Consider the following 468-nt stretch of genomic DNA (forward strand, 5'->3'; position numbering starts at 1 on the left):
CTCTGGAGCGGCGTCTCCTTGTCCACCGTCAGCATGTTGCCGACGAACGGCTTCTTGGGCGGACTGGGGATATTCCTGAGCCCGGTCTCCAGAGACATGCCCCCTCCCGTGGATTGTATCCGGTTCCATTCCCTCAACTGGAATAATCGTGAGTTTCCACTGAAACGCAAGGCAAGGGCGGCTGGCGAGACCTTCGCGATGCTTGACGCAACGGAACCGCCTCTGGATCACGCGATTGCGATGGAAACTGGATTAAAAACATCATCTATGGTCGGCTCCAGTCTAGAATTGTTCCAGACTATGGGCCATATTCGCTGCAACCAGCGCTTTGCGAAGGAGCGATCATGCGGCTCACGCGCCAGACCAACTACGCCATGCGGATATTGATGTATTGTGCGGCCAATGACGGCCGCCTCAGCCGCATTCCCGAAATCGCCGCCGCCTATACGGTATCGGAACTGTTCCTGT

At 56.6% G+C, this 468-nt stretch carries 1 pseudogene; it reads left to right on the plus strand.

The window, feature by feature from the left end:
• Nucleotides 1–344: 344 nt before the first annotated feature.
• Nucleotides 345–468: pseudogene (gene rirA, locus OWC48_RS46430) on the plus strand (iron-responsive transcriptional regulator RirA); the annotation flags it as partial.

Origin of the sequence: Bradyrhizobium sp. Arg816, assembly GCF_029989365.1 — a bacterium.
Classification (GTDB): Bacteria; Pseudomonadota; Alphaproteobacteria; order Rhizobiales; family Xanthobacteraceae; genus Bradyrhizobium.